The following is a 25,130-nucleotide window of genomic DNA, read 5'->3' as shown; positions in this document are numbered from 1 at the left end:
TCATTATCAAATCCAAGTCTTACTACTTGAAGTCAGTAATGCCTTAAATTATTACGTAACTTCTACCTGTAACATAAAGGATATATTACAGGTACAAATTACATTAAACCTATCTTTTATTATAGTTTATTTAATACCTTAGTTCAATAAAAGGGAGGTAATGAGATTTAATTCACACCTGAACTGCACTTAGCATATATTAGAGATTATAAATTCTATGGGAGATGAAAATATGTCTCATCTATTTATACCGAGAACCTTTCACCGTATCTGGTTAGGTGACAAGCCTATGCCTATAGATTTTATAAACTACGGAAGGACATGGTGTAGAAAGCATCCAAGTTGGGGAATAAAGCTTTGGACTGATAAAAATATGATACCGCTTCAAAATCAAAAAGCTTTTGATAATGCATTTCATCCAGTTTTAAAATCAGATATTGCCAAGTTAGAAATTTTATATAACTTCGGAGGGGTATATATAGATTGTGATTTTGAATGTTTAAGAAATATTGAAGCTTTAATAACAGATAGAAACTTTTTTGCCGCTTATGAAAGTTATGATATGATCTCTACAGCAATCATGGGATGCAGCCCCAAAAATCCTGTTACAAAAACTTTAATAGATGGTATCCCTAAGGCACTAAAATTCAGGAAATGCAGGACTATAAACTACAGGTTAGGTCAAGCCTATGCTACTGAAAAACTAGTAGATAGACATGATATTAAAATTTTTGATTCTGCACTGTTTTATCCCTATCTATATGACGAAAAAAATAAAAAAAATGATAAGTTTCCTAATGCTTATGCAGTTCACCACTGGGCCGGCAGTTGGCTGTAAATTACCTTTGTTAAGTATAATACTGTCACTTAATAGGCTTATTGTCCGTATATTATAAATTATAATGTAGCAATATGTTAGCTCTACTTTACTGTTAAGTGAGGTGTCTATTTATTAATGATAAAAATAAAATTCCATGCTAATTGGTGTTCTGATTATGAAATCAGGGAGCACTTTAACAGGTGTACTATTAATAATGACTATACATGGAAAAACTTATTTATAACTTTAGATGATGATTATGATTTTTTCGTAATTATGAATCATCCACAGCATAATAATTTTCCTCCCTCTAAAACAATAGTATTTCAATGTGAACCTGAATCTACTAGAATGTGCTGGGGTAATTTTTATAAACCAGATTCCAAAGCTTTTTTTAGAGTTTACGATACCGAGCATAATCACAATGTGGACAAATGGTTTATAGGACTAAACTACCAGCAACTGCTAAATGGTAATTTCTCCAAAAATAAAGTAATGTCCGGGATAGTATCTGGAATATATAACTTAGAAGGTCATGTAGATAGATTTAATTTCCTTAAATACTTGGATAGGCTTCCATTTTATGAACACTTCGGTAAGGGAGATTTAGGTTTTTTAAAATCCTTTAAAGGATATTTACCTAATAAAGAAGATGGTCTAGTTTCATATAGGTACCACTTTAATGCAGAGAATGTTTATGAAAAAAATTACTTTACAGAGAAAATAATAGATCCTATACTTTGTGAGTGCTTATGCTTTTACGATGGATGTCCAAATATTGAAGAGTTTATTGATTCAAGAGCCTATATAAAAATCAATTTAAAAAAACCAGATGAATCTCTTGAAACTATAAAATGGAGCATTGAAAATAATGAATATGAAAAGAGAATCCCTTTTATAAAAAAAGAAAAAGAAAAATTAATGAATGAACTGAATCCATTGAACATTATTTATAAAATAATTAGAGGTGAACTATAGTAATGAATGTTTTAGCCACTGCCTGTAACTCAGCATATTTTAATGCTTGTTTAACCTTAATAGCTAGTATTCATCGACTAAGCTTTAATGATGTTGATAAAATACTTGTATATAATTTAGGTCTTACTGAGGATGAAAAAGAGCAGCTTAACAGTTTACAGAAGGTTCAGGTTATGGAATTTAATTTAGATGATTCTTATTTTCAGGAATATTTAACTCCAAAGCAATTTGCCTGGAAGCCTTATGTTATTAAGGATGCCGGAAACTATGGTAACCTAATACTATACATGGATTCCGGTGCTGTAACCGTAAAAAATATTAAATGCCTATATGATATTATTGAAAATGACGATATTCTCATTGTAGGCGACTACCATCCAAACTATGTTTATACCCACGATAAGTGTTTTGAAATAATGAATGCCACAGAAGAAGAAAAACAATATCTTCAAATTTGGGCAGGAATGCAAGGCTATAAGGTTAATGGAAAATATCAAAGTTCCTATGTAGATGAGGCCTTTAAGTTCTCAAAGCTTAAAGATGCTGTTTTCGGTAATCATACAAATCACAGACATGATCAAAGTATTTACTCCATTCTTTGCTGCAGAAACAGGGTTCCTAGACAGGATATTTATATATATGGAGAATGGCGAGGTATTAATATGAATCCTAATCAAATTATATATGCTCATAGACGAGCTTATTCTAATCTAGAAGGGTTAATGTATAAGTAATATAGCTATATATTCTTAGTAGGGCTGTATCAAGATGGATTTCAAAAGTCTTCATGAAATTCATCTTTGGATATAGCCCTTATTTTTATACGCAGTTACCACCATACCAATTTCAGCGCCCTATTACTATATAAGATACTAAATATAATATCGCATACTTATAAAAATTATATTAGTGAGTAACTTAATGCAATATATATTCATATACTGTAATTATAAGTTCTTTTGTTTTAAGTGATTGATAAAGGAGATTTAAAATGAAAAACAAATCACCAAACTGTAATAAACCAAGTCAATATAATGAGAAGTCAGTTAACTTACTTAACTGTGAAACATATAAAAAAATAGATGTATCTGTTAATATGTGTTCATATTTACCAGACTGCAATACTTATGATGTGTCCTTTTCTTCCTGTGAAGTAGAGAAAAAAATAAATATAAATGCACAAGTAAGTTGCAGCCCCTTCAATTGCAGCTACATAGATTCATTAATATCTTCAGCTCCTTATTGTATCTCTGACGAAGGCTGCTACAACTGCTGTGATAGCCCTATACCTAATGATGGTGCCTCTTTAGCTTTGCCATGCCAACCTATTGAAGACATATTCATAGATTTACCTGAATGCCATAAGGATGAGCAAAATTCTTCAAATTTCATTGAACTAACTTCTAGTGTAAGTGAAGAAGATAAAAAAAGTTGCTTTGTTACAACAGATGATAACACTATAACCACAGACAATGCTGAGATAGTAGAAGACGTTAGTGTAATAAATCTCTCCCACAGGAAAAAAAGAAAAAAAGAGGGGATAAATATGAAACCTAATTCTCATTTGATTTTGGCAGTGTTAACCAACCTCATAGATATGTTCTTAAAAAATTGCTCCAAGGAGGAAATTACTCAAAATGAATCTAATCTGATTATAAAAGATGAAAGTGATACAACTGATAAATCTATTAAAGGTCACAGACATCGTAGACATGATAGACATCGCAAACATCGTAGTCACAATAGACATCATGACCAGAATAACCTTATCAAGTATAATATAAATGATGTAATTATAATATCCATATTCGAACTAATTAGAAGGCTAAATGAGTATTAAATTTCTAGATCTGTTGTTGATAACCATACCCTTTGTATCGTCCCTTGGAACTTTTCTATAAAATTTCATTATATGTTGAACATAATGCAGCTGATTTTAATATTATATTATTAGGCAAAGTTATAAGCCTACTAAATATTAAATAAGAGGATAGTGAATGTTAATGGACGGAAGTGAAAAAATAATAAAGGTTAACTCACCATTATATGAAGAATTTGCTGCAGATGAATATATTTCGGAAGTTATAACTACTGCTGTACCAACACCAACTCCTTGTCCATGTTGTTTCTCAACAGAAAGAAGAGTTGACTATGATAAGTGTGAACTAGTTGCAGAAGAAAATATTGAGGCTACAGTAAATTGTGTTGGAAGGTTCTTAGATGTTGCCGTTACTTTAAGAAATATTTGTCCAAATAAATTAGTTGCCATAGGAGTATTAGTTTATGATGAACAGAATAGACTTCTGTCTTTCAAAGTTTGTAGACTGTTTACCGGAAATGGACCTAACTGTATACCAAGTCTAAGTGCCGGAAGATTTTGCTTTGTATTTGATGAGAATTACTCCTGCCCTGGCCCCCGTACTTTTACTGTAAGAGTTGTCTCAAACTACCTAGAAAGATAATACCTAGAAATATAAGCACCTCTATATTTAATACGATATTTGAAAGTCTGGAGCTTAATGCCTCAGACTTTTAATAAGCAACTATATTAAATCACAATATAAGTTTATTATGATTGGAGGAAATACTCTGATGTTCTCAAACAAGTTATCTCTAGACTATAGAAAAAAATCAACTCCAGTTGAAGTTAACGAAGACTATCAGATAGAAAATATAAATAACTTACCTAAAGATACTCTTGCTTCCCCTGATGTTTCAATCATAATCGCATTAAGAAATGAAGTTAATAACTTAGAAAAGACAATACAATCTATTGTTAAATCGAAAAATAATCTTACATTTGAGATAATTATAGTTGATGATGGGTCAATTGATGGAAGCTGCGATTTTTTAAAACAAAATGAAGAGCTTAATAGAAATATCACTGTTATATATTCAGATACCATAGGAGCTGCAAAGTGCAAAAATATAGGTGCTATAAATTCAAAAGGCAAATATTTATTTTTTTGTGATGCTCATATTGAAGTTCCTGACAATTGGCTGGACACACTTGTAAAAACACTAAATGACCTAAATGCTCAAGCTATAGTTCCAGCAGTAAAGTCCATAGGCAGTGATTATAAGGGTTATGGTGGCACCTGGAATAATAAACTCAATTTTATTTGGCTTGATAAGCCCTCAGAAGATACTGCAGAAATACCCCTAGCTCCCGGATGTGCTTTTGGAATAAAACGAGACGTATTTGAATCTGTGCAAGGTTTTGATAATAATTTACAAATTTATGGTGTTGAAGATCAAGAACTTTCACTAAAACTATGGTTGTTCGGTTATAAAATCGTGGTAGACTCCTCCGTGGAAATTGCTCATCTCTTTAAAGTTAACAATTCCTATAAAGTCACCTATGCAGATATCATGTACAATTATTTATGCCTTTGCTATTTTCATTTCAGTGATAAGAACTTCTCTAAAGCTATAATTGCCTTAAGCCAAAACAAACTTTTTACTACAGCTGCTGCTAAAGCACTGACTAATGAAAATTTAATGAAGCAAAGAAAGGATTATCTCTCCAGAAGAAAATACGATGATTACTGGTTCTTTGATAAATTCAATATTGAATTTTAGTTGCTAACCTATAAATCTAGGTAAACAGCAAATTATGAAAATAGCATTAAATAGTACTTTCTAAGTCTATCCTAAATAGTATGTTTTCTGTTTAAGATTTTAGAAATATAACTGGAGGAATTTATTTTTATGAGTTCAGAAATGTTTTATGATAATGAGCTTGATAAAATCAATGTTTTGAATGCTGAAAACACCTATACTTATGATGTTTCTATAGTTATTCCCTGTAGGGATGAGTCAGTAAACTTAAAAAACACGGTGGAGTCTATAACGAATTCAAAAAATCAGCTATCTTTTGAGATTATTGTAGTTGATGATGGTTCAACGGACGGAAGCTGTGATTTTATAAACAATAATAGAGATGTTTACCCAAATCTAAGACTTTTCACATCAAAAGATTTAGGGCCATCAGCAGCACGAAATTTGGGTGGCGACAATGCTCTCGGTAAATATATCTTTTTCTGTGATGCCCATGTAACAGTTCCCGATTATTGGCTTGACAAGCTTATAAAAACTCTTGAAGAAAACAACGCTGATGTTGTAGTTCCTGCAATTAAAGATAACGTAGGCGGTGGCGTAGGCTACGGAGAAACCTGGCGTGAAAAGCTCCAAGTTACTTGGCTAGGTAAACCTAAACGGGACGGTGAAGAAGTTGCCCTGGCTCCTGGCGGGGCTTTCGGACTACGTAAAACTGCTTTTGATACTATTGGCGGCTTTGAAAGGCATTTTGAAGTTTGGGGAAAAGAGGATGAGGAAATTTCATTAAAATTATGGCTCTTTGGCTATAAAATTGTTGTTGACTCCTCTGTTGAAGTAATTCACTTATTTAAACTAACTAACAACTATGGTGTGACACACATAGATTTCATGCACAACTTCTTATGCATGGCCTTTTCCCATTTTGGTATCGAAAACCTAATTAGGGCCTTTGACATGGTAAAAGATACTCCAGGGTTTCCTGAAGCCTTAGCACGAGTAATGCTGAATGAAGATTTATTAAGACAAAGAAGAGATTATTTTAGTAGACGGAAATTTGATGAAAACTACTTTTTTAATAAATTTGATATTAAATTTTAAAATTAGCAGTGCTAAGTTAAATATAAGCTTTTAATGTTGTGTAAATAAAAACGTAAATCCTATACAATTTGTGAACATTATTATTTATTGGCCATATGATATATTAGGCAAGTCTTATTGCCTAATATATCACTAAAAAATTAAAGAAAGGATAATGTCGTTATGGATGAAAATAGTAAAGCAATAAATATCGATTCTCCTTTATACGAAGGATTTGAGGAGATAAGTACCTCTTCAGAATGCTGTTGCCCAACCACCGCTAGGCCGACTACTGCTAGACCAACAACCTCCAGACCTACTACTGTCAGACCAACAACTGCCGCACCAACTCAGGCACCTTGCACATGTTGCTCTGCAGAGCAAAGACCTATAACATATGATAAATGCGAATTGGAAAAAACAGAAACCTTCAATAATGTAACCTTAGATTGCACAGGTAGACTATTAGATGTAAATGTTACCTTAAGAAATGTTTGTCCAAATAAGCGTATTGCTGTAGCAGTATTAGTTTACGAAGGCAGCACCCTACTATCCTTGAAGGTTTGTAGATTATTTTCTGGTGACGGTTCTAACTGCATACCAACTCTAAATGCTGGCAGATTCTGCTTTGTATTTGACGATGACCCTTGTCCTCCAGCTCGCACCCTTACTGTTAGAATTGTTGCTAACTACTTAGAAAGATAAAGGAGTTTAATATATTAACTACTAGCTTCTGTATATTAAACTCAAGCTTTATATGGAACTTATACATTGCCTATCCGGTCACGATCGGTATTCTAAAAACCTGAAAAATGTTATATCGGATAGGCTTTAGCTAATAAACAGATGCACATAGTTTTAAAGGAGTGAATTAAATTGCCAGATAATATTGTACCAAAGAAACTTGCCATTGAACTTTTAAGTAAACTGGAACCAGAAACATCTTTAGCTTTTAAAAAAGGTGCTTTAATCCCCAAAATAACGAAAGACATAGTTCCTACAGGCGATGTTTGCCCTAACTGCGGAAATGGCAACTCAGGTCCAGGTTCTCCTGGTGAAAGACAGGTTAACGCATCTTCCATAGATGCTAATGAGTATCCAAATATAACCCAAAGTGAAACAAGCTTAGCTTACTTTGGCGAATTTATTCTTTTTGGATTTAATGACTCCAATGATGCTCCCACAGGTTTTTCAGGATATGGATTTTCAAGCGATAGTGGGGTTACCTGGTGTGATTGCGGCTCCGTACCTATAGGAGGAGATATTATAGACAATGGTGGAGATCCTGTTATAGCAATAGATAATCAAGGAATTTTCTACTATGGACATCTTGGAACGCTATCATCAGGTGAATCTGTAATAATTGTTAACACTGCCCAAGTAAATAATACAAATAGAACATTACAATTTAATAATCCTATTGTAGTAGGTAGGGGACAATCTCTGCCAAATAGGCTTCAAGATAAAGAATGGATAACCGTTGGTATTGATAAAAATCAAACTGACTCACAGGCCCTCTATATTACTTGGAGTGATTTTCTACAACAGGGTTCACAGGAATTAACAACAATCAGGTTCTCTAAATTTACAACAGGTGCAACTCCCACAGAAATAATCGGAAGTAAAACTATAGCTCATACTACTCTAAATCCTTTAACAACCTATGTTTCCGGTTCTTTTCCAGTAATAGATCATAGTGGGAATATATATGTATTCTATGAACAAATTGATTTAAATTCTTTAGATGGCTTCATCTATATGGTTAAGTCAACAGACGGAGGTGTTAACTTTAGTTCTCCAATGCTAGTTTCAGGTCCTTTTGTTCAGGCTGGAAATGCTGTAGCCTGTAACACACTTGTAATTGCTGTTCCACCAGATTTTAATAGATCCATTAGAATAAATGAGTTCCCACATGCTGCTGTTGCCCCTGATGGTACACTTTACGCGGTATGGAATGCTAGCGTTAGTTTAGAAGAGTTTCAGTCGAATATATTCCTAGCTTACAGCACTAATGGTGGTAATAGCTGGACTACAACTCCAGTTACTAATAGTATATCTACTGAATTCTTCCCATCTGTTGCTTTTAATTGCGGCAGAGCTCATATACACTACAATCGCTTTAATGATCCCAATAATGTAGGCGACACTGGAAATGATACCTTTGCATTATTTAAAAAGAGTTTTTCTATCACAGAGGGTTTAAGTGCTGAAAGTCAGGTTAGCACAGTATTTTCACCAGTACCAATTACTAATCCTAATTTTGATACTGCTGTTTCAGGATGTTATATGGGTGACTATAATCAGATAATCGCTGGGCCTAGAAATACGCTATATCATGGCTGGAGCGATAACCGTTTTGTTTTAAATGGAAATCAAAATCCAGATGTATTCTTTATTCAAACAGAATGCATACCTGCACCGACTACCACAGCTCCAACAACGACTGCACCAACTACTGCTGCTCCAACTACCACAGCTCCAACAACGACTGCACCGACTACTGCAGCTCCAACTACCACAGCTCCAACAACGGCTGCTCCGACTACTGCTGCTCCAAGTACTGCAGCTCCTACCCCTACACCTTGTCCTTGTTGCTTTGTAGATGAAAAAGCTGTAGTATATGCTAGATGTGAATTGGAGAAATCAGAAACCTTTGATAATATAACTTTAAACTGCACAGGTAGATTCTTAGATGTAAATGTTACTCTAAGAAACCTTTGTCCAAACAAGCAAGTTAGTATTGGGGTATTAGTTTATGATGATCAAAAGAGACTTATATCTATTAAGGTTTGCAGACTATTTACTGGTGACGGTCCAAACTGTATTCCTAGCTTAAACTCTGGTAAATTCTGCTTCGTATTTGATGATGATCCTTGTCCTCCAGCCCGTACTCTTACAGTTAGAGTTGTTGCTAACTATCTAGAAGGATAGTATGCTATTTGCCTGATTCATATTGTTTACCACTCCATAGGAATCAGGCCTACCTCCAAAAATTTTTAAAGGTTATTTTTTAAAATTTTAATGATATTTATCTAAAATATTCTACTTATTTTATTAGCACTTTATAAAATATTACATATATTAAAGTAGAGATAATCTACTAATTTTTAATTCATTTTTATTTTAGTATATATTTACCTCTCAAATCTAATTACATAGATGTTTCTTAGTTACTTTACGCATATACTGATGTTCAAAATGAACTAAGAAATCTATGAAATATACTTTAAAAGTTACAATGAGGTGATTTTTAATTTCCCATTTATGAAAAAATTTCTAGATTGTATGCGAATAAACTCTAAGAAGTATTACTACATTAGGCACAGACAATCTTGCAGTTCCTCATCAGATGACATTACCAAACAAAGCTAATAATGTACAAGCTCAAAAATTAGACTTTTTTAATTTAAACACTACGATATGACAGCTTAATGATCCTAAGAGGATATTTATAATTTAATATTAATATCCTCAGCAAAATTATATTGAAAAGATGATATACAATTAATAAAATTGAAAAAACTTTTATAGAGGAGATGTTTATATGGCAAATAGTGTTACACTTGCCGGTTATACAATAACTTTTATTGATGCCGTTTGTAATTCAAATAATACTCAAACTTGGAGATATGCAGTTTCTATAACTACAACATCACCACCAGGAGGGGAAATTAGTAATTGGGTTCTTCAACTTTGTTCTAATCCTGTGCAAGACGTAGTTAGCTTTTCCGCACCTGCTGGTATTACAGCAGAAACTGGAACTTTTAGATCATGTTTATCTAATACTGTTCCACCACCTCCTATTACAACTTTTAATGGAATCAAATATAATGGAGTTAACAATAATAACGTTACAGGAATCTATACCTTCACCATAAATGGATGTTTTCAACAAGCTGATGTTAATGTAGCTGTAAAAACTGGCGGAGGAGACCCATCACCAGAGACATGTTTTATTGGAGTTATAACAGGACCAAGCTGTACTCTAATAACACCAACTACTGCTGCTCCTACTACTGCAGCACCAACTACGGCTGCTCCAACTACTGCTGCACCGACTACAGCGGCTCCTACTACTGCAGCTCCTACTACAGCAGCACCTACCACTGCAGCTCCTACTACAGCAGCACCTACCACTGCAGCTCCTACTACAGCAGCACCTACCACTGCAGCTCCGACTACAGCTGCTCCAACTACTGCTGCACCTACAACAGCGGCTCCTACTCCTACACCTTGTCCTTGCTGTTTTGTAAACCAAAAGTCTGTAGTATATGCTGATTGTGAATTAGAGAAATCAGAAGCTTTTGACAATATAACTTTAAACTGCACAGGTAGATTCTTAGATGTAAATGTTACTCTAGTAAATGTTTGTCCAAACAAACACGTTAGTATTGGAGTATTAGTTTATGATGATCAAAAGAGACTTATATCTATTAAGGTTTGCAGACTATTTACTGGTGACGGTCCAAACTGTATTCCTAGCTTAAACGCTGGTAAATTCTGCTTCGTATTTGATGATGATCCTTGTCCTCCACCTCGTACTTTTACCGTAAGAATTGTTGCTAACTATTTAGAATTAACTAGGGATTAATAGTAAAAGAGGATGCCTCAGTTTATCTGAAGCATCCTTTTATAACAATTAAAAATAATTTCTTCATAATTTCTTTACAATGTCTTTATAATATCTTCTAGGTTATCTTCCTCAGTATAAACCTTAATGCCATTTCTCTCTAAAAGCTCTGCAGTAACACCATTACCATCAATCTTGTCGCCACTAAAGCTTCCATCATAAATCTTTCCATGTCCACAGGAAGGACTTCTAGCCTTTAGTATAGCTACCTTTGCACTGCATTCTTTAGATATCTTTAGAGTCTCATAAGCTCCCTTTAAAAATTCCTCTGTTGCATCGTCACCTTCTGGTCCAACTACTCTTGCCTTCCCATCTAATACCTCTGCTCCTGTAGCCTTAAATATTTCGTGGGCAGCTCTTGGAGTACTCTGTCCCCCTAGTTGCTCTGGACAAACTGGTATTGCTTTGCCTTCACGAACAAGTTTCAATACTTTTTCATTTAAATTATTGCCGCCGTTATACTTTGTGTTCATTCCACATAAACAGGCACTTACTATAATCATAAACTCACCTCACTTAACTCTACAAATTCAATTGAAAAGTTTTTGTAATGAAAAACTTTTGGCAACTTTTATATAAGGTATCCTTAATAAACTATTAGTTACTCTCTCTTAAATTATTTTAATTCTACCACAGTAACCCCAGTTCCACCTTCACCATACTCTCCAAGTCTATATCTCTTAACATGGGCATGTCTCTTAAGCATATCATTAATTGCATTTCTAAGTACCCCTGTTCCTTTTCCATGAATAATGCTCACCTCCGCAAGCCCTGCCATATAAGCATCGTCTAAATACTTATCTGCAGTATAGGCAGCTTCCATAGAATCCATTCCTCTTAAATCCACGGAGCTTGCAACAGATCTTAAATTTAACTTAGCTTCTCTTTTTGCTATTTTCTTTTCTTCCTTAGAAGGACCTTTTGTGGCTCTTAGATCCTTAAGCTTAACATTAATCTTCATAATTCCAGCTTGAACTTGAACTTCTCCCTTGCTATCAGGTTTAGATAGAACAATAACCTTTTGGTTTAAAGAAGGTAGAAAAACCTCCTGACCTTCGCCAACAGTTTTAAGTTCCTCTCCATCTTCCTCTTTAACCCTGTTTGCCTTTTCTTCTGCATTTTCAAGTTTATCTTTAAGATTTCTTCTCTTCTCTTCAAGCTTTTGTCTTGCGTCAGAGCCGTAGCCCATCTTTTCTAATTCTCTCATATCTTTAATTATTTTATCTGCATCTTCTTTTGCTTCTTTTAATATTCTCTTTGCATCTCTTTGTGCATCAATTATAGCCTTTTCTCTAGCATTATTAAGACTATATAGCTTTTCTTCATATTTTTCCTTAAGTTTTGCTGCTTCAAGCTTTAAAACCTCTGCTTCTCTAGCATAGTTTTCAGCTTTAATACTCTTATCCTGCAGACTTTGAATTAAATCTTCAAATTTAAGAGTTTCACTTGCTATGCTTTCCTTCGCGTCTCCAATTATAAAGTCAGGAAGTCCTAATCTTCTAGATATTTCAAAGGCATTTGATTTACCTGGAACACCTATTAGCAATCTATAAGTAGGTCTAAGGGTTTCCACATCAAATTCAACAGAAGCATTTTCTACTTCTTCTGTTTTTAATGCATAGGCTTTAAGTTCACTATAGTGGGTTGTAGCTACTATTCTACAGCCTCTTTTTCTTAAATGCTCAAGAATTGATACTGCTAGTGCTGCTCCCTCTGTAGGATCTGTCCCAGCTCCTAATTCATCGAATAATATTAAGGACTTTTCATCTGCCTTTTCAATTATGTTTACTATGTTAGTCATGTGAGATGAAAAGGTTGATAGACTCTGTTCTATGCTCTGTTCATCTCCAATATCTGCAAATACCTCTTTAAAAAAGCTTACAGTAGAGTGTTCTCTAGCTGGAATCATAAGTCCACTTAAAGCCATAATATGCAGCAGTCCCACTGTCTTTAGGGTAACAGTTTTTCCTCCAGTGTTAGGTCCTGTTATAACTAAAGAAGTAAATTCTCTGCCTAAATACATACTCATTGGAACAGCTATTTTTCTATCTATAAGTGGGTGTTTTGCTTCTATTATATCAATTATACCTTCATCATTTATTATCGGAGCTGTGCAGTTTGTATCACTGGCATACTTGGCTTTTGCAAATATAAAGTCTAGCTCCCATATAATGCTTGCGTTGTTTCTTACTACTACTCTATTCTCATAAACCTTACCAGAAAGCTCTGCAAGTATTCTCTCTACTTCTGCCTTTTCCTTAAGCATAAGCTCCTTTATTTCATTGTTTAAGTTAACAAGGCTCATAGGCTCTATGTATAAGGTAGCCCCGCTGGAGCTTTGGTCATGAACAAGTCCTGGTACAGCTCCTTTATGCTCTGCTCTTACAGGAAGAACATATCTGTCTCCTCTCATTGTATATAGAGTATCTTGAAGATAAGCAGAATAGCTTCTTATAAGAGAGTTAACCTTGTCTCTTACAGAGGAATTCTTATCTTTTAAAGATTTTCTTATATTATGTAGAGTTGAGCTGGCCCTATCTGAAATTTCCTCCTCTGATTCTATAGCTAAAAATATTTCATCTTCTAACTTTTTAAGTGGAACAATGCCTTCACAAATATCCTCAATTACTCTGAAAGCTTCTTCTTCTTCTTTATGACTTACATATTCCTTAAATCTTCTTGCAGATCTAAGCATTGCCGCTATTCTTAAAAGCTGTGCTGGCATAAGAGAAGATCCCTTTTCTGCCCTGCTTATTCCTTCTCTTACATCGTAAACTCCTTCAAAAGGAGGTGCTCCCTTTGTCACAAGCAATCTCAATGCTTCCTTTGTTTCTTCCAAGTGTTCCCTTGCTTCATATATGTTATCATAAGGCTTTAATTCATCTATTAAATCCTTACCTGCCTTTGTAACTGTGTATCTTTTCAGTCCTTCTTTAATCTTACCGAACTCTAAAATTTTCAGAGATTTTTCGTTCATTTATTCTACCACCTTTATACAGATTGCCTGTGTAATTTAAATCATTCCATTTTATCTTTAAGCTATAAAGTCCCTGATTTTTACTCTACGCCTCTTTTGTAATGTCCCCTTGTAAACTGACTAAAATCATCCTTCCATTCCTCATTTTTTAAGGTTTCTAGGATTTTTTTAGTTCTTTCATAGCTTTCATCTATAAAATCAACTCTAAAAGAATTTATATTCATATCTCTTAATTCACCTATATTGTCAATTAAATTGATAGGCACATTATTATAAATATAACTTCTACAAAATCTATCTGTTCCAAGTACAAATTCTTCTCCCTTTCTATCTTTTAACACAAATTCTCCCCTTTTACAAGCATTGTTACAACTGTTAGTTGAACATTTGCCACCAAAAGTACTTCCTATAGGACAATACTCACTGACCATTAATTCAATTTTTCCATAAACCAATGTCTGCGTAGGTAATTTGGCCTTTTTAACCAAGCTTCTCGTTTCTTTTTTATTTAACTCTACACTTAAACAGCTGCCAATAAGAAAATCTTTGTAGAAATCTAAAGCCTCACTATTAAATATATTTAGTTTATAGTCTCCTATTATGTTGGTTTTACCTCTTAATCTACTTATAGCTCCTAGGTTAGCTGTAATTACGCCCTCTACTCTATCCAAGTTTTCTTGTACTTGCTTAATTAAGTGTTCAAATTCAGTTCTTATTATATTAGGTATTTTTATAAATACCTTTCTTTCTTTTAATTTGTCTAAAGAACTAAAGTCTAAAAGACTAAAGGGATTTACTGCCACAAATCTAAAGTCAGATTCTATAAATGCTCTAAGTTGTTCTTCATTGCTTACATAAACGATAGTTTCTGGCAGCGAATAGCTATTAATTTCTACTGCTTTGTTCAAATTATCTTCATTCAAACTTTTGCTGCTTACAATATCATTTTTAATAGTCTGTTTTTCATAGCTATAATCCATGTTACTACTATTTTTATCTAGTATATGTTTACTTAACTTTTCCACTAAGCTTCTTCTTACCTCATTTAAGGCAGATATAGGTAAAAAACCATTATCAAATTCTTGAAAGCTAATATCTGTAAATTTAAAAGGTGTATCTCCAGCCTTACTTAAGCTATCTATAACTCTTTTTTTATCCAAAGGCTTCTTTAATGCCTTTTGTACAACCTCTCCTGTGACCTTTAAACTCTCACCTTCATAGCAGCAACTCAATTCTATTGGTTCCTCTACTCTAAACCTTACTGATAAATTTAATTGAACTTTTCTTTCAAAAGGCTTTTTATAAACCTCTTCTAGTTCATTTAATAGCTTCACATCAGAAGTTTTATAAAGTATGCTACCGCTTTTATACTGCAGTGGCATTAGCTTTACCTTATCCCCTTTAAAGGCATCTTCTACTTCTTTACCATTTTTTATTATCTTAGATACAGTAAAGCCCTCTTCTTCAGTTCTTATACCGTCTTTAATAGATATATTCTCTTTTAATACAACTGTTAAGTCCTTCTGTACTTTACCAAGCTCTACTCCTGTGTTTTTAGGGAAAGTATATGCCATCATATCTCTTCCTACATTACCATAGAGATATGCCTTTGAAAAACCTTCTCTATTAAAGAGCTGAAGAAGCTTCTTCTTTTCTTTCTCTACCTTAAAGTTTATCTCTTCCATTGACTTTCTTTCAATACCTAAAGCATTGTCTATAGCCCTTCTATAGGCCTGAACAACACCTACCACATATTCCGGTCTTTTCATTCTTCCTTCTATTTTTAGTGAAGAAGTACCACTTTCTACTATATCTTTTACATCTTCAATTGTACATATATCCTTAGGGCTTAGTAAATATCCCTTTCTTTCTGTCATAGTCCTTTTATCTATAATAGTATTTGGAAGTCTACAGGATTGAGCACATCTTCCTCTATTTCCACTTCTTCCTCCAATCATGCTGCTCATTAGACACTGACCTGAGTAACACACACAAAGAGCACCATGAACAAATATTTCAGTCTCTACTCCTAGTTCCCTGGATATGTGGGATATCTCCTTTAAAGACAATTCCCTTGAAAGTACTATTCTTTTAAATCCTAATTCCCTTAAAAATAAAGCCCCCTCAGCATTATGTATAGTCATCTGAGTGGAGGCATGTAGTTCGAAATTAGGCAAGTTTTTTCTTATTAAATTTGCAAATCCTAAGTCTTGAATTATAAGTGCATCTACACCTATCTTATATAGAAACTTAGCATATTCTAATGCTTCCTTTACTTCATCTTCCTTCAAAATTGTATTTATAGTAACATACATTTTTACATTATATAAATGGCAGTATTCCAATGCCTTAGTCATGTTTTCATTATCAAAATTTGATGCATATGCTCTAGCAGAAAACTTATTTCCACCTAGATATACTGCATCTGCCCCAGCCTGCACTGCTGCATATAAGCTTTCCATGCTACCTGCAGGTGCTAAAAGTTCTATTTTTTTCATTATTTATCTCTCCTAATATTAGTCATATGCTTTTTATTAAGTAATTTCTATGTAAATTTATCTTTAAAAGTTTTATGATACGTTCTTTATTATACCTTTATATTATTAGCTTTTCAAACTGATTTTAATCTTTCTCAACCAATACTCTATGTCTCTTTAGGCTGAAGATGACTGAATTTTATTATGTAGGTTGTTTATATTATGTGCCTCTATCTTTGTACCCTATATAAATCTCTTCCCAGTGGGAGATTTATTTTTTTTACACAAAAAGCTGTCCCACTAATTATTTTAGTGGGACAGCCCCTCTGAAAAACTTAATATAAGATTAAGTTTCTTTTTCTTTTATCTGAGGAAATAAGGAGTAGGTACAGCTCAGTTCAGTAAAGGGAATAAAACACTTTTCTGTTTCAAAATATATTTTAATAAAAGGTATTTCCTTAATATCCCTATTTAGTACAGAAAAAAATTTTGTTAAGTTTTTGATTTTCTTTTCTCCCTTAAACATTAGTCCTTTATTAGGAATTTTTCCACTTATCCAATTAGATACAATAGGGGTTATATCAATTTCTTCACATATATTTTTTTCATTTATAAAAAAACTTTTTTCAAGTGAGCAATCATATTTAGGTCTATTTTTATAAGTTGTATAGTCACTGAAATATTCTGATAAGGGATATATTATATACCTATTATTAAACTTATGCTTGTCATAATTGTTAGAGCTGTAATCATAATCATCATCTTCATCATATAATATTTCATCACATAATATAGGTTTTTTAAATAAAACTAAAGTAGCATATATATTTTTTATATTTCCTGGTATCGAAGATATATCAAAATATAAGTAACTTATATATTTAGCTAAACATTCATTTCTCGCATATATGCACTTATCATTGTATAAATAACATATATATTTGACTGAACATTCATTTCCAATATATATATACTTATTATTAATATTACTATTTGGATATTTACTTGATACTGTTAAGCTTTTAGTTGCTGGAATGTCTAAACATGGCATATACAACACCCCTAGAAAAATTTATGTTCAGGTTTGAAGTATAAATCTTCAAACCCTTTATATTTAGCTAGCTTGTTTTCGCATATGATCCATATGCCTTCGCAGTTGCTGTATCAGCATCTAACATAGCAGGAGTAATTGCAAGTTGAAAAGTATCAGTGCCAGTCCAACTTCCTGCAGGGTACTTATGAGCTACAAAATAGTGTTCAGTTACTTCTGGTGCACTTTTTCTAACAAGAGAAACATCTACCAATACCACAAAATCATAATCTGGTTCTACTCCTGTTGCAGTCACTATTGAAGTAACTTCTGTGCCTTCACTAGTCTGATTTAAGGTTAAATCTAGTTCTTTACTTAAAACTGTTGCCATAAAAATCCCCTCTTTTGTATATATTATTAGGTTATCCCCAATAATAATATATGTACTGGGATTGAATTGGTTACAAAATTATATTGTAAGAGCACCAGTTAAGCTAAGCTCTTTTTATTAGAGTTAAATATAACTACGCGACTGGTGTTAGCTTATTTAGGATATAGTTGGGAGTGTTCACAAATGAAAAAGGCATAAGCTATACAAAGCTACTATAGTCATAGAGTAAAATGGGCTGTCGCACTAAAATAGTGAACCACTAACTGTCTACTTGACAGGGGGCGGTTCAAATTAGTTCAACAGCCCATTTATAAATTTATAATTCTATTTTAAAATATATTTTTAATGAAGTGGAAACTTGAATCAGATGGAGTTTCAACTCCATCTGATTCTTAGTTGAACGAATCCAGGGACGTGGCCGCTCTAATACTCCCTCTTAGAGAAGAGGGAGTATTAGAGCGGGTAGTCATCGGATAAAACTTACCCACCTATACAAAGGGAGAATTTCACTACTCAACATTAAAATTGTATATTGAATTTTTGTATAAAATAATTTTCATCATATTTTCTTCTACTAAAATAATCTCTTCTTTGTTTAAATATATTATCATTTACTATCACCTTTGCCATGGCTTCATCAAAGCTTGGAAGTTCTTTTGCTGCCCTTATTGCTTTAACTAAATTATCATAACCAAAGTGTGAATACACCATACATAAGAAGTTATATTGTACATTAAGATAGGTTACCTCGTAACACCGTTTCTCTTTATAGAGGTGCTCTACTTCAACAGAGCAGTTAATCACCACTTTATAACCAAATAACCATAGCTTTAAGGATATTTCTTGATCTTCAACACCATAAACTTCAAAGTTTTTATCAAATCCACCAATCTCCTGAAAAACATCTCTTTTAATTGCTAAAGCTCCACCAGATAAAAAAGGTATCTCTGCAACTGTTTCTTCAGGCTTTCCTAACCACGTAAATTGAAGCTTATTATTCCAGGTTCCACCATATCCTCTAGCCTCTCCATCCATAACCTTTATAGTTGCAGCTACAGCATCAGCATCATTCTTTTCCAGGGTTTCTATTAGGTTATCAATCCAATAATCTGGCACTTTTACATGTGCATCACAAAAAAATAGATATTTCCCTTCTGCCGCTTCTGCACCTATGTTTCTGGCACCGGCTGTTCCCCCATTTTCGGTTCTTATAATTCTTATATTTTTATAAGCTTCTTTATTTTCATCTATAAAATTACAGCTTCTATCTGTAGAACCATCATCAACTATGATGATTTCATAGGACAGATTATTTTGGGAGTTTTTTATAGAATCTATTGTCCATTTTATGCTGTCAACCTCATTTTTACAAGGAACTATAACTGAGGCATAAAAGCCACTGTTATCGTTATCAATAATGCTTTCTTCCTTAGAATAAATTACTTTACTAAGCATAGTATTAGTTTCCCCCTATTTTTAAATAGCTTTCATAGAGTACTTTTATACATTTATCCCAATTATAATTTTCTGTAACATAGGACTTTAGACTACAATTCTTATTTTGCTTCATTCCAAGTCTAACTGATTCGTAGACACTGTCTATATCATAGGGATTGCAGTAAAGTGCCATTTTCTTAAAGTACTCTTCAGCACAACCTTCAATTGTTGATACTATATTACATCCACTTGCTGCAGCTTCTAATGATGATAAACCTGGAGTCTCTAGAAAGGATGGCAGTACGTGAAGTTTAGCAAACCTGTAGGCATTATACACATTATAATTATCCATAAATCCTAGATACACTACATTTTTAAATTTCATGCATTCATTAAAATAATTTTTATCTCCTATGTTTCCAACTAAAACTAATTGAGCTCCCAAATCGCTGCACACTTTAGCTAGAAGCAACTGGTTTTTTCTTTTATCTATTGTGCCAACGCATAGGACATAATTATTTAAATTATGTCTTCCTTTGAAATTATAAAGGGGTACATCATCGTTTTCCACTTCTACTCCATTGTAAACTACAGTACAGGGAACCCATCCCCCAAATTCTTTTTGTATTAATTCTCCTTCAGCCTTACTGTTAGGAAATACCATCTTACATCCTCTTAATATCTCCGTTCTATATACCTTGCACCTATCCCATAACTTAATGCTTTCTAAATCATTAATATGATTATAGTATTTTTTAAAATCCCAGTATACAGAAGACAGTACTATATTTTTTTTATAGGACTTAGCTATTTTAAAATATTTATATGTTTCTCCTATCATGGTCAAGTTAAATAAATGTACTATATCATAACCAGAGTAATCCACTATATGGCCATTATTTATCTCTACACTTACTCCCATTTTCTTCAGGTGTTCTGCTGTTTTTATGACTTGCACAGAATCCCCTGCAAAGTTTCTATAATAATCTCCTCTTACGCAAAGTAGTATCTTCATAAGCAAATCCCCCTAAAAGCTTATATATTACTATAGTCTTAAAATATTATTATGCAATACTTTTAATCAATATCACGAATTATTAGAATATTCTATTTGAGATATCAACTTTAAAGAAGTTGATATCTACTTTTAACCATAAAAAATCTATAGTGTATATAGAGGTTCCAAGTCAGAAAATTACCTTATACATTTCCTTATATAGTTTAAATCCTTAGGTTTTAAATAATAAATATTTACTTTTCTGTTTGGAACCCTATAAATTCTAAATTATCTTTTTACTTGCTAGGGTACTACTACTTTTGGTAGACTATTTTAGATAAAAATCCTGTAAAATACTCAAGTTATTACCGTAGTTATCCATAGATGCATGAGGATGATGTAAGTGCCATGTACTGAATCCATCTAGCCGTGTATTGGCACCACAATGTTTATACATGGCCATTAAGAATGCATCGTCTTCACATCCCCATCCCTTAAACCGTTCATCAAATCCTCCAACCTTCTCAAAATATTGCCTAGGTACTATAACTATCTGACTATTTATACCAGTACAAGTATGACACCCAGTAAAATCAATATCACTCATAGTTATAGAAGGTTCTTGATTTAGCAGCCAAGTTGTTTGATCTTCCTTTAGAAAATTTGAATGCACGAAAGGCAATACCCAAACATAATCTTTTAGTGCACCAATGCCAAGTTCTATTTGTTTTGTGTCAAAGGATATATCTGCATCAGCAATCATAAATGTTTCTCTAGTTGCTTTTCTTGCAGCATCATTTATTGCAGCAGATCTAGAAAAGGGTTCTATATCTGAGTTACCTATACATATTTCAGCATTAGGTAGCAAAGCCTCATATCTTCTTTTTATCCATTGCCAGTTTTTTTCACGGTACCCACCATCAGATTTAAAAGGTATGAGTACCGAAATTTTTTCATCAAACATAGTAAAGCATCCTTTCATATTTATATTTAAATATATCAAATCCTTATCCATGATTCTGGTATTAAATCCGAAGTATTCATGTCTTTATTATTAAACCAGTTTCTAGGGGCAATTACGATTTTACTATTATTTTTTCCAAGCCATGCTCCCCACCAGCTAAAGGTACTGTTAGCTATTATATGATGTTTACATAAACTCATTAAATTCAAATCTTCATAATTCTTATCATTATCATTTATATCAACAAAGGTCATTTTATATTTTAACTTAAGATTTTGTTTTACCCACTCCATATCATCAGAAAAAATAAAGAACTGAGGTTCATCTATTGAACTTGCAACTATATTTGCGGCATTATGGTAATACTCTAAAGAATAAAGTTCTTTAATTATAGAGTTTGGTACCCACAAATAGTCTCCTCGTCTAATATGAAGACTTATGGAATTACAGTTTTGGATTTTAGTAGCCATTTCCACATTGGGTAAACTTGATTTATTTTTTAGTGTAAGCTCTTGTCTTATTACCTCTTCAATATCCTTAAAGTATTTTTCACTTTGCCAATACCCCTGTAGATAAGCATCTCCCTGCAGATTTAATATTTCTTTATTAAAATGAAAATATTTTTCAGATATATAACATCGCTTTTTCATCTCTTCTATTTCTTTTTCGTCTGCTATATTTTCTATTGTATTAAAATATTTTAAGCAGTAGTTTCTATAGTAATTCTGTTTATACACTGGAATCTGGAATTTAACATCCGCTTTATTTACTATTGCTAATCTTCTTCCTAAGGCATATTGAAAAAACTGATTGCCTAGCCCTCCACCTACTGGCACTATAATCATTTGTAGTTTTCTCCTTTCTAGCGTCTCTTCTAATTATCTTTTGGATAATTTTTAATAAACCATTGGTATACTTCTTTTATTCCTTCTTCCAGTTCTATTTTATATCTCCAACCAAGACTATTTAGTTTATTAACATCTAATAATTTTCTAGGTGTTCCATCAGGTTTGCTGTCATCAAATTTTAGTTCACCTTTATATCCAACTATATTTGCAATTATTTTTGCTAGCTTTCTTATTGTAACTTCTCTTCCTGTGCCAATATTCACATGCTCTTCACCATCATAATTCTCCATAAGGTAAACACAGGCATCAGCCATATCATCTACATGTAAAAACTCCCTAAGAGGTTTGCCTGTACCCCATATCTCTACATAAGGTTTATTATTAATCTTAGCTTCATGGAATTTCCTTATAAGGGCCGGCATTACATGAGATGTCTGCAAGTCAAAGTTATCATTAGGTCCGTAAAGATTAGTTGGCATAACGCTTATGAAATTATCCCTATATTGTTTTTTAAAGAACTGGCACATTTTTAATCCTGATATTTTGGCAAGTGCATATCCCTCGTTTGTTTCTTCAAGATATCCAGATAACAAATATTCTTCCTTTATTGGCTGTGGACACATTTTAGGATATATACATGAACTTCCTAAAAATAGAAGCTTTTTAATCTTGGAGTCATGAGCCGCCTTTATTACATTACACTCTATCATTAAATTTTCATAAATAAAGTCTGCTGGAGCTTTATTATTAGCATTTATACCGCCAACTTTTGCTGCTGCTAGAAAGACATATTCTGGTTTTTGCTCCTTAAAGAACTCTCTTACCTTATCAGCATTTGTTAAATCCAGCTCGCTGTGACTTCTTCCAATTATATTTTCGTATCCTCTAGCTCTTAGATTTCTGACTATGGCTGAGCCTACAAGTCCCTTATGTCCTGCTACATAGATTTTACTATCTTTATTCATTAACATACTCTCCTATATTAATTGCTTGCTAACTCTATAAATTTAGACCTGCTATTTCCTTTAAATCCGCTTTTACCATCATATGCACTAGAGCTTTAAAATCAACCTTTCTCTTCCAGCCTAATTCTCTTTCCGCTTTCGATGGATTCCCCAATAATAAGTCAACCTCTGTAGGTCTAAAATATCTTTCATCTATATCTACAAGAATCTTTCCTGTCTTTTTATCTATTCCCTTTTCGTCTATGCCGTTATCTTTCCATTCTATATCTATACCTACTTCCTTAAAGGCTAGTTCCACAAACTCTCTTACTGTATGGGCCTCTCCTGTGGCAATGACATAATCTCTAGGCTTAATCTGCTGCAGTATTAACCACATAGCTTCCACATAGTCCCCTGCATATCCCCAGTCTCTTTTAGCATCTATATTTCCCAGGGAAAGCCTTTCCTGATTTCCAGCCACTATATTTGCTACTGCCCTAGTTATTTTTCTTGTAACAAAGGTTTCTCCTCTTCTTGGTGATTCGTGGTTAAATAAAATACCATTACAAGCAAATAGGTCATAAGCCTCTCTATAATTAACAGTAATCCAATAGGCGTACTGCTTTGCTACTGCATAGGGACTTCTAGGATAAAAGGGAGTTCTTTCGCTTTGTGGTGCAGTATCTACTAATCCTCCAAAAAGTTCAGAAGTAGATGCCTGATAGAACTTACAATACAGTCCACTTTTTCTTATAGCATCTAATATTCTAAGAGTACCTGTAGCATTGGTATCTGTGGTATATTCCGGAACTTCAAAGGATACCTGAACATGACTTTGTGCCGCAAGATTGTATATTTCTTCTGGTTGAATTTTTTCTAACAATCGATTTAAGTTACTTGAATCAATTAAATCTCCATGATGAAGAAATAATCTCTTATTGCCTATCTCCGGGTTTTCAAATAAATGATCTATTCTCTTTGTATTAAAATTACTTGCTCTCCTTATAATGCCATGAACCTCATAGTCTTTATTTAACAAGAATTCTGTTAGATAAGAACCATCTTGTCCGGTTATACCTGTTATTAACGCTTTTTTCATATCAATTCACACTCTCTAATGTTTAGTTTTTTTTATAATAAGTTACAGTTAGTTTTAGATCATTAACAAACTATAGACAAAAACATTATATCAAGTACCATAAGATACAATTTTTTTTAAATTTACATAGTATATAGTATTACAACCTTTATGTAAGTGTTCATGCTTTAAATAAAATAAACCCTGAACTAATTAAGATACAATTAGTTCAGGGTTTATTTTGCATTGCTATTTAAAAGAGGATTATTCTGTTTTTTTTCTTTTACAAGACTTATTTGATTTTCCATAAGCTTGTGCTGCAGGTCTATTACCTTATACTTAGCCGATTGAAGCTGGAACTTAAGCTCTTTATTTTCAGATTTAAGTTCTGTATTTGCCTTCATATAACTTTGGGCAGTCTCCTGCATTATCTCCATTTCATTTGTAATCTTACGTATCTTTTCTTCTTTTCTCTCTAACTCTTGAATATTGGTACTGTTCTTTAATTTTTGTTGAAGCTCTAAATTATACTCTTCCATATGTTTTAACTGCTTCTTTAAAGATTCTATATCTGCTTCATAGTTCTTCCTGATTTTTTCAATATCCTCAAGCTTCTCTAAAAAACTCTCATATTCTTTTTGCTTTTTAAACATATCATCAACTATATTTACAGCAGAAAGAATAGCCGCAGAAGAAGTACTTAGTTTTTTATTATTCTCTAATATATTTCTTACCTTTTTATCTACATAGCCTGCTACCTTATGCAAGTATTCTTCTTGTTCTTCACCTTTTAAGTTATATTCCACACCATTTATCTTAACTGTTACAATATTCATGTGAACACCCTCTTAGATAATTACTCTTTACTCCAAGTTACTTACCACTATTCTACCATAAAGTTTGCATATATTAAACTATTTA

The 25,130-nt window shown here is 33.0% G+C and carries 22 protein-coding genes; 10 read left to right on the top strand and 12 right to left on the bottom strand.

Annotation, left to right across the window (positions count from 1 at the left end; all coding sequences use genetic code 11):
- Positions 1-232 precede the first annotated feature (232 nt).
- From P8V03_RS09125 to P8V03_RS09080, 10 genes are all read left to right on the top strand, one after another.
- Positions 233-838, top strand: coding sequence for a glycosyltransferase family 32 protein (locus P8V03_RS09125; RefSeq protein WP_318797939.1), 606 nt, complete (start codon positions 233-235; stop codon positions 836-838).
- A gap of 117 nt (positions 839-955) precedes the next feature.
- A complete protein-coding gene (locus P8V03_RS09120; protein ID WP_318797938.1) occupies positions 956-1,798 on the top strand; it encodes a hypothetical protein in 843 nt (280 codons plus the stop codon).
- Between the two features lie 2 nt (positions 1,799-1,800).
- A complete protein-coding gene (locus tag P8V03_RS09115) occupies positions 1,801-2,532 on the top strand; it encodes a DUF1647 domain-containing protein (RefSeq protein WP_318797937.1) in 732 nt (243 codons plus the stop codon).
- A 257-nt stretch (positions 2,533-2,789) separates the two neighbouring features.
- Positions 2,790-3,638 carry a hypothetical protein gene (locus P8V03_RS09110; protein WP_318797936.1) on the top strand — a complete coding sequence of 283 codons (849 nt, stop codon included), beginning with the start codon at positions 2,790-2,792 and terminating at the stop codon, positions 3,636-3,638.
- 157 nt (positions 3,639-3,795) lie between these two features.
- Positions 3,796-4,260, top strand: coding sequence for a hypothetical protein (locus tag P8V03_RS09105; RefSeq protein WP_318797935.1), 465 nt, complete (start codon positions 3,796-3,798; stop codon positions 4,258-4,260).
- Between the two features lie 130 nt (positions 4,261-4,390).
- Positions 4,391-5,380: a glycosyltransferase family 2 protein gene (locus P8V03_RS09100; protein WP_318797934.1), complete on the top strand. Its 990-nt coding sequence runs from the start codon at positions 4,391-4,393 to the stop codon at positions 5,378-5,380.
- A gap of 129 nt (positions 5,381-5,509) precedes the next feature.
- On the top strand, positions 5,510-6,457 hold the full coding sequence (locus P8V03_RS09095) for a glycosyltransferase family 2 protein (RefSeq protein WP_318797933.1): 948 nt from the start codon (positions 5,510-5,512) through the stop codon (positions 6,455-6,457).
- Positions 6,458-6,619: 162 nt separating this feature from the next.
- Positions 6,620-7,141, top strand: a complete 522-nt coding sequence (locus P8V03_RS09090; protein ID WP_318797932.1) for a hypothetical protein — start codon at positions 6,620-6,622, stop codon at positions 7,139-7,141.
- Between the two features lie 171 nt (positions 7,142-7,312).
- Complete coding sequence (locus tag P8V03_RS09085; RefSeq protein WP_318797931.1) at positions 7,313-9,367, top strand: hypothetical protein; 2,055 nt, start codon at positions 7,313-7,315, stop codon at positions 9,365-9,367.
- Positions 9,368-9,980: 613 nt separating this feature from the next.
- Positions 9,981-11,027: a hypothetical protein gene (locus P8V03_RS09080; RefSeq protein WP_318797930.1), complete on the top strand. Its 1,047-nt coding sequence runs from the start codon at positions 9,981-9,983 to the stop codon at positions 11,025-11,027.
- A gap of 74 nt (positions 11,028-11,101) precedes the next feature.
- Here the strand turns inward: P8V03_RS09080 and P8V03_RS09075 are convergent, their stop codons facing one another.
- From P8V03_RS09075 to P8V03_RS09020, 12 genes are all read right to left on the bottom strand, one after another.
- Positions 11,102-11,569, bottom strand: a complete 468-nt coding sequence (locus tag P8V03_RS09075; RefSeq protein ID WP_318797929.1) for a 2-thiouracil desulfurase family protein — start codon at positions 11,567-11,569, stop codon at positions 11,102-11,104.
- A 113-nt stretch (positions 11,570-11,682) separates the two neighbouring features.
- Complete coding sequence (locus tag P8V03_RS09070) at positions 11,683-14,043, bottom strand: endonuclease MutS2 (RefSeq protein WP_318797928.1); 2,361 nt, start codon at positions 14,041-14,043, stop codon at positions 11,683-11,685.
- An 80-nt stretch (positions 14,044-14,123) separates the two neighbouring features.
- Positions 14,124-16,541, bottom strand: a complete 2,418-nt coding sequence (locus tag P8V03_RS09065) for a U32 family peptidase (RefSeq protein WP_318797927.1) — start codon at positions 16,539-16,541, stop codon at positions 14,124-14,126.
- A gap of 325 nt (positions 16,542-16,866) precedes the next feature.
- On the bottom strand, positions 16,867-17,571 hold the full coding sequence (locus P8V03_RS09060; RefSeq protein ID WP_318797926.1) for a DNRLRE domain-containing protein: 705 nt from the start codon (positions 17,569-17,571) through the stop codon (positions 16,867-16,869).
- Positions 17,572-17,638: 67 nt separating this feature from the next.
- Complete coding sequence (locus P8V03_RS09055; RefSeq protein WP_318797925.1) at positions 17,639-17,941, bottom strand: hypothetical protein; 303 nt, start codon at positions 17,939-17,941, stop codon at positions 17,639-17,641.
- Positions 17,942-18,460: 519 nt separating this feature from the next.
- Positions 18,461-19,396, bottom strand: a complete 936-nt coding sequence (locus P8V03_RS09050) for a glycosyltransferase family 2 protein (RefSeq protein ID WP_318797924.1) — start codon at positions 19,394-19,396, stop codon at positions 18,461-18,463.
- Positions 19,397-19,400: 4 nt separating this feature from the next.
- Positions 19,401-20,393 carry a glycosyltransferase family 4 protein gene (locus P8V03_RS09045; protein WP_318797923.1) on the bottom strand — a complete coding sequence of 331 codons (993 nt, stop codon included), beginning with the start codon at positions 20,391-20,393 and terminating at the stop codon, positions 19,401-19,403.
- Positions 20,394-20,703: 310 nt separating this feature from the next.
- Positions 20,704-21,339, bottom strand: a complete 636-nt coding sequence (locus P8V03_RS09040; protein WP_318797922.1) for a galactosyltransferase-related protein — start codon at positions 21,337-21,339, stop codon at positions 20,704-20,706.
- A gap of 35 nt (positions 21,340-21,374) precedes the next feature.
- Positions 21,375-22,184, bottom strand: a complete 810-nt coding sequence (locus tag P8V03_RS09035) for an alpha-1,2-fucosyltransferase (protein WP_318797921.1) — start codon at positions 22,182-22,184, stop codon at positions 21,375-21,377.
- Positions 22,185-22,213: 29 nt separating this feature from the next.
- Positions 22,214-23,152 carry a GDP-L-fucose synthase gene (fcl, locus tag P8V03_RS09030; protein WP_261672002.1) on the bottom strand — a complete coding sequence of 313 codons (939 nt, stop codon included), beginning with the start codon at positions 23,150-23,152 and terminating at the stop codon, positions 22,214-22,216.
- A gap of 34 nt (positions 23,153-23,186) precedes the next feature.
- On the bottom strand, positions 23,187-24,230 hold the full coding sequence (gene gmd / locus P8V03_RS09025; RefSeq protein WP_261672003.1) for a GDP-mannose 4,6-dehydratase: 1,044 nt from the start codon (positions 24,228-24,230) through the stop codon (positions 23,187-23,189).
- Positions 24,231-24,445: 215 nt separating this feature from the next.
- Positions 24,446-25,045, bottom strand: coding sequence for a cell division protein ZapA (locus tag P8V03_RS09020; RefSeq protein ID WP_261672004.1), 600 nt, complete (start codon positions 25,043-25,045; stop codon positions 24,446-24,448).
- Between the last annotated feature and the right edge of the window lie 85 nt (positions 25,046-25,130).

Source organism: Clostridium tanneri (assembly GCF_033659955.1).
Lineage (GTDB): Bacteria > Bacillota > Clostridia > Clostridiales > Clostridiaceae > Clostridium_AM > Clostridium_AM tanneri.
The sequence above is the reverse complement of the archived record's forward strand: the minus strand, read 5'-3'. Positions and strand labels throughout refer to the sequence as shown.